This window comes from Rhodococcus sp. EPR-134 (assembly GCF_001647205.1).
Classification (GTDB): Bacteria; Actinomycetota; Actinomycetes; order Mycobacteriales; family Mycobacteriaceae; genus Rhodococcus_F; species Rhodococcus_F qingshengii.
The window spans coordinates 1-5,271 of the sequence record NZ_LVCT01000435.1; the positions used below are offsets into that span (position 1 = coordinate 1).

The window sequence follows — 5,271 nt, forward strand, 5'->3', positions numbered from 1 at the left end:
AAGTCGCTCAACGAGAGTGCGATCACGGTCCCCGGCTACAGCATGGAGGGTTGGTACGGCCGGATCTACCGCGGCTGCGGTTTCTTCGATCCCGACAAGCCGATCAAGAAGTACACCAAGAAGGAACTGAACGATCTGCTCTACAAAGAGCCGACCAAGATCAAGGTCGAAGGCATCAACCTGACGTACACGGGTCTGATTCCGCAGATTCAGAAGTCGTTCCTGGCCAAGGACGTCGACGCGATGCAGCCCCACATCCGGGCTTTCGTCGAGCGGGCGATCACGTTCACCACCTGCCCCGAATGCGACGGGACGCGACTGAGCGAGGGGGCGCGGTCGTCGAAGATCAAGGGCGTCAACATCGCCGACGCCTGCTCGATGCAGATCAGCGATCTCGCGGAATGGGTCAGCGGACTGAAGGAACCGTCGGTCGCGCCGTTGCTCACGACGATCGGTGAAACGCTCGACTCGTTCGTGGAGATCGGACTCGGCTACCTCAGTCTCGATCGGCCGTCGGGAACCCTCTCCGGCGGTGAAGCTCAGCGCACCAAGATGATTCGTCACCTGGGTTCCTCGCTCACCGACATCACGTATGTTTTCGACGAGCCCACCACCGGCCTGCATCCGCACGACATCGCGAGGATGAACGACCTACTGCTGCGCCTGCGCGACAAGGGCAACACCGTGCTCGTGGTCGAGCACAAGCCGGAGACGATCGTGATCGCCGACCACATCGTCGACCTCGGTCCGGGTGCGGGTAGCGCCGGCGGAAACGTCTGCTTCGAGGGCACCGTCGAGGGCCTTCGTGCCAGCGACACCGTAACCGGCCGTCACTTCGACGATCGGGCCGCAATCAAAGAGACCGTGCGGGAGTCCACCGGAGCAATCGAGATTCGTGGAGCGAACTCACACAACCTCCAAGATGTAGACGTCGACGTACCGCTCGGCGTACTGGTCGTGGTGACCGGTGTGGCAGGGTCGGGCAAGAGTTCGCTGATCCACGGCTCACTCGCGAAACGCGAAGACGTGGTGTCGGTCGATCAGAGTGCGATCCGCGGCTCGCGTCGGAGCAACCCGGCGACTTACACGGGGCTGCTCGACCCGATCCGCAAGGCATTCGCGAAGGCCAACGGCGTGAAGCCGGCGCTGTTCAGTGCCAACTCCGAGGGCGCCTGCCCGACGTGCAACGGCAACGGCGTCATCTACAGCGACCTGGCGATGATGGCCGGCGTTGCCACTCTCTGCGAGGAGTGCGAGGGCAAGCGCTTCCAAGCCGAGGTACTCGAATACAAATTCGGTGGCAAGGACATCAACGAGGTTCTCACGATGTCGGTGGCCGAGGCCGAGGAGTTCTTCGGCGACGGTGAGGCCAAGACCCTCGCTGCGCACAAGATCCTCGTCCGACTGGTCGACGTGGGGCTCGGATACCTCACGATCGGCCAGCCATTGACGACGCTGTCGGGCGGTGAGCGTCAGCGCATCAAGCTGGCAACCCACCTGGGTGAGAAGGGCGGCGTGTACGTCCTCGACGAGCCGACCACCGGACTGCACCTGGCCGACGTCGAGCAGTTGCTCGGCCTGCTCGATCGACTGGTCGATTCCGGTAAGTCAGTCATCGTGATCGAGCACCACCAAGCGGTGATGGCACACGCAGACTGGATCATCGACCTCGGCCCTGGTGCCGGTCACGACGGCGGTCGGATCGTCTTCGAGGGCACTCCCGAGGAGCTCGTCGCCGACGGCTCCACACTCACCGGAAAGCACCTCGCGGCATACGTCGGCAGCTGACCGGGCTCCTACCTCAGGCGTCGATACCCAGGTTGATGACGGCGAGGTAGGACCCGTCCGACTGCTTTTCGACGGTCATGAGGCCGGTGTCGTCGTAGATGCCGTCACTGGCGTTGTTCGTGTTGTTCTCACGACCGGTGTGCTCGCTGTACGGGGACTGCGAGTACACCTCGTCGAGAAGGGTCTCGTCGAAGAAGGTCTGCGTCGTGAGGACCGTCTTCTTGTCGATGTGAACCTTGACGTGGATGTGGGTGGTGCGGCCCATGTACCAGCCGGGAAAGATCGTGGTGAACTGCGCGATGCCGTTTGCATCGGTGGTCTGGGCGCCGCGCAGGTAGGTGCCGTCGTCGGTGGTGGTGGCTTCGGTGTCGCCGACGCTGTACGAACCGTCGGAGGTCTCACCGGACCCTCCCATGCCGCCGCCCATTCCGCCGGGGGCGCCTGACGGTGGTTCGCCCATTCCGCCTCCGGGTGCACCTGACGGAGGTTCACCCATCCCGCCGGCCGGGGGAGTTCCGCCGCCGCCGTTGGCGCTCAGCGAACCGGATTCGAAGCCGGAGTACACGCCGCCGGCGTCGCAGTGCCAGATCTCGACGACGGCGTTACTGACCGCGCCGATGCTGCCGTCGACGTTGCACTGGCTGTTGTCCTGCACGCGCATCGCAACCTGCAGCGTGGTGCCCGGACGGTCCTCGCGGATGTCGCCGCGAATGGAGTCGACGTCGAACCAGTAGGGACCCTGCGTCTCTTCCTTGCTCATGACACACTGCGGTGCTTTGGCCAGAAGTGCGGTGACAGCGTCGCCGGACGTGGCCGCGGCGGAAGTGCCGGAAGTGGTTGTCGTCGACGCAGCCGCAGCCGAAGTCGTCGTGGCGGTGCCACTGTTGCCGGAGCACGCTGCGATGAGCCCGCCGAGACTGATGGTTCCGCCGAGGGCGAGAGCCCGCCGACGGCTCACGCGCAGCCTGCTCGCTTCGATGTCTTTGTTCACGCCGCTGTACCTCCATTGTGTGGGCTGTTGTCTCAATGGTGGACGGGCGACCTGGTGCGGAACTGGTTATCCGCTGTGAACTTGCTGGGAGAGCATCTGAATGCTCGAAGTGGCCCGCACATAGACCTGTCCGCCGGCGTCGACGATGCGAGTTTCGATCAGCGCGAGCCTGCGCCCGGCACGAATCACGGAGGCCTCGGCGCGCAAGACCGGCCCGCCGATGTCGGGTGAGCGCAGGAAGTCGATCTTGTGGTCGAGGACGCGATAGTCCTGGTCGACGCTGGTCAGGGTCTGGGCAGACAGGCCAGTGATGGCGTCGACTGCCGAGATGAGGACACCGCCCTGAACGGCGCCCAACGGGTTGGCCATCCAGGCCACGGGTGCGAACTCACCGACGACGGAACCCGGGGTCACGTCGACGACAGCAAGATCGAGGAGTCCGGCGAGTGGACCGCGTTCGAGTTTGCCGTCGCGGATTCCTTCGACGACGTCGGACCCGGACAACCCGCTCAGGTCGCTTGTCTTCTCCGGCGTCGGGACGGGCAGCGGCTCGCCCTCCACGTAGTCGTCGATTCCCACGACGGGGGGACGCGAGACCACCATGGCGCGACCGGCCATCACTGCCAGAAGGGTGCTGTTCTCGTCGCGAAGTTGCCCGGATGCGAGTCCGACGCCGTCGTCGAGATGCACGAGTGTTCCGGTGGCACCGACGTCCGCGACGTCGGGGATGTCGGCGCCCGCACTGACCGTGACCTGCGCGAGCACGGACTGATGGCCCGAGGTCAGTCCCGAGTACACCGCGCCACCCATGGCACCGTCGATCATGACTCCGATGGAACCGAGCACGGTCTTGCCACGGTGATCGTGGAATCGCTCGCCGACGGCCTGCGCGAAGGCCAGGTCCCCGGGCTCGACCGAAACGGCGCGCACACCCATCAATGTGTTGAGTGGGTCAAGCTTCTTGACGGGCGCGGCGGAGTTGTCGATGCTCATCTGTCGAGTATCTCCAGCGCGCCGAGTCCTGCCGAGACCGGGTCTCAACCACCGATACGTGAATGCATCTCCCAGACGAGGACTTCGGCCCCGGCGTCGGAGGTCAGCTGCTGGCCACCCGAATCGCTCAACCGGACAGCATCGCCTTCGTACAGTGTGCCGACGCCCTCCATCTCGGCAGTGCCCTGCGCGACGAAGACGTGCAGGAACCGTGCGCCCGGAAGATTCACGGAGGTGCCGGGCAGAATGCGTGCGACATGCATGGCGGCGTTCTTGTTGTTGATGCGAATCGCCGAATGATCCTTGTAGCGCTCCATCCCGGAGGCAACCGGGATCAGACCGCCGCGCAGCAGTTCGTCGTCGATCTCGAGCTGTTCGTAACCGGGGGTCAGTCCACCTTCGTCCGGTACCACCCACATCTGGATGAAATGCACGGGGTCGGAATGCTGTTCGCCGCCGATACGCCACGAATCGTTCTTCTCACTGTGCATGATTCCGGTACCGGCGCTCATGCGCTGGGCGAGTCCCGGATAGATGACGCCGGTGTGGCCGATGGAATCCTGGTGCACGAGCGAACCGCGAAGCACCCAGGTCACGATTTCCATGTCCTTGTGCGGATGGGTGTCGAAACCGGTTCCCGCCAGTACGGTGTCGTCGTTGTTGACGAGCAGCAATCCGTGATGCGTGTTGTCCGGATCGTAGTGCTGTCCGAACGAGAACGAATGTTTCGAATCCAGCCAGGAGACGCGGGATTTCAAGCGATCGCCGGAGCGGTGCACATCGATGTGCGGTGTCGTCCGTGGGGCCTGTGCTCGACCAGATGCCATGGCTCCTCCTTCTGTACCACCGGGATCCACCACAATCGGGATCCGCCACTACCGGCATCCACCCTACGACGAACCTGCTGTGTAGTCCGAACATTGGGCGTACTCGGTGGTGTCGTCAGTTCGTCGACGCGTGCATCTCCCACACGAGTATCTCCGCATCGCCGATTCCCTCGACTCGTTGACCGCCAGTATCCTTGAGTCGCAACGAATCTCCCGGACCGAGCAATCCGACTCCCTCGACGTCGACAGTGCCACCGGCGATGAAGCCGTGCACGTACGGCGCATCCGGGAGAGATACCGACCCACCGGTCTCGAGGCGAGCAACATGCAGTGCCGCATGTTTGTTGTGCAAGCTGATCGCGCTGTGGTCGCGATGCGCGGGCATCCCCGACGCCAGGGTGATCAGGCCACCGCCGTCGAGTTCGGAGTTGATGTCGAGTTCCTGATAGCTCGGAGTCACTCCGGATTCGTCCGGGGGTATCCACATCTGGACGAGGTGAACGGGCTCGGTGACACGCGAGCCGTCGGCCCGGAAGCGATCGTTGCGCTCGGAGTGCAGGATTCCGGTACCGGCGCTCATTCTCTGCGCGAGTCCGCGATGGATGACCCCGGAGTGCCCAGCGGAATCCTGGTGAACCAGAGATCCGCTGAGCACCCACGTCACGATCTCGG

5 protein-coding genes are annotated in these 5,271 nt (G+C 63.9%); 1 reads left to right on the top strand and 4 read right to left on the bottom strand.

All coding sequences use genetic code 11. The annotated features are described in order from the left end of the window. Positions 1-1,788, top strand: a 1,788-nt coding sequence (locus A2J01_RS20145; RefSeq protein WP_064113422.1) for an ATP-binding cassette domain-containing protein, incomplete at its 5' end; no start/stop codon positions are given. Between the two features lie 13 nt (positions 1,789-1,801). On the opposite strand, the gene A2J01_RS20150 is transcribed toward A2J01_RS20145, so the two are convergent. From A2J01_RS20150 to A2J01_RS20165, 4 genes are all read right to left on the bottom strand, one after another. Beyond that, on the bottom strand, positions 1,802-2,779 hold the full coding sequence (locus A2J01_RS20150) for a protocatechuate dioxygenase (RefSeq protein ID WP_058226221.1): 978 nt from the start codon (positions 2,777-2,779) through the stop codon (positions 1,802-1,804). Between the two features lie 66 nt (positions 2,780-2,845). Next, entirely contained in the window at positions 2,846-3,772 is a 927-nt protein-coding gene (locus A2J01_RS20155; protein WP_064113423.1) for a PaaI family thioesterase, read from the bottom strand. 44 nt (positions 3,773-3,816) lie between these two features. Continuing rightward, entirely contained in the window at positions 3,817-4,599 is a 783-nt protein-coding gene (locus A2J01_RS20160; RefSeq protein WP_003940511.1) for a pirin family protein, read from the bottom strand. 115 nt (positions 4,600-4,714) lie between these two features. Beyond that, a partial coding sequence (locus A2J01_RS20165) for a pirin family protein (RefSeq protein WP_064113424.1) occupies positions 4,715-5,271 on the bottom strand: 557 nt, incomplete at its 5' end.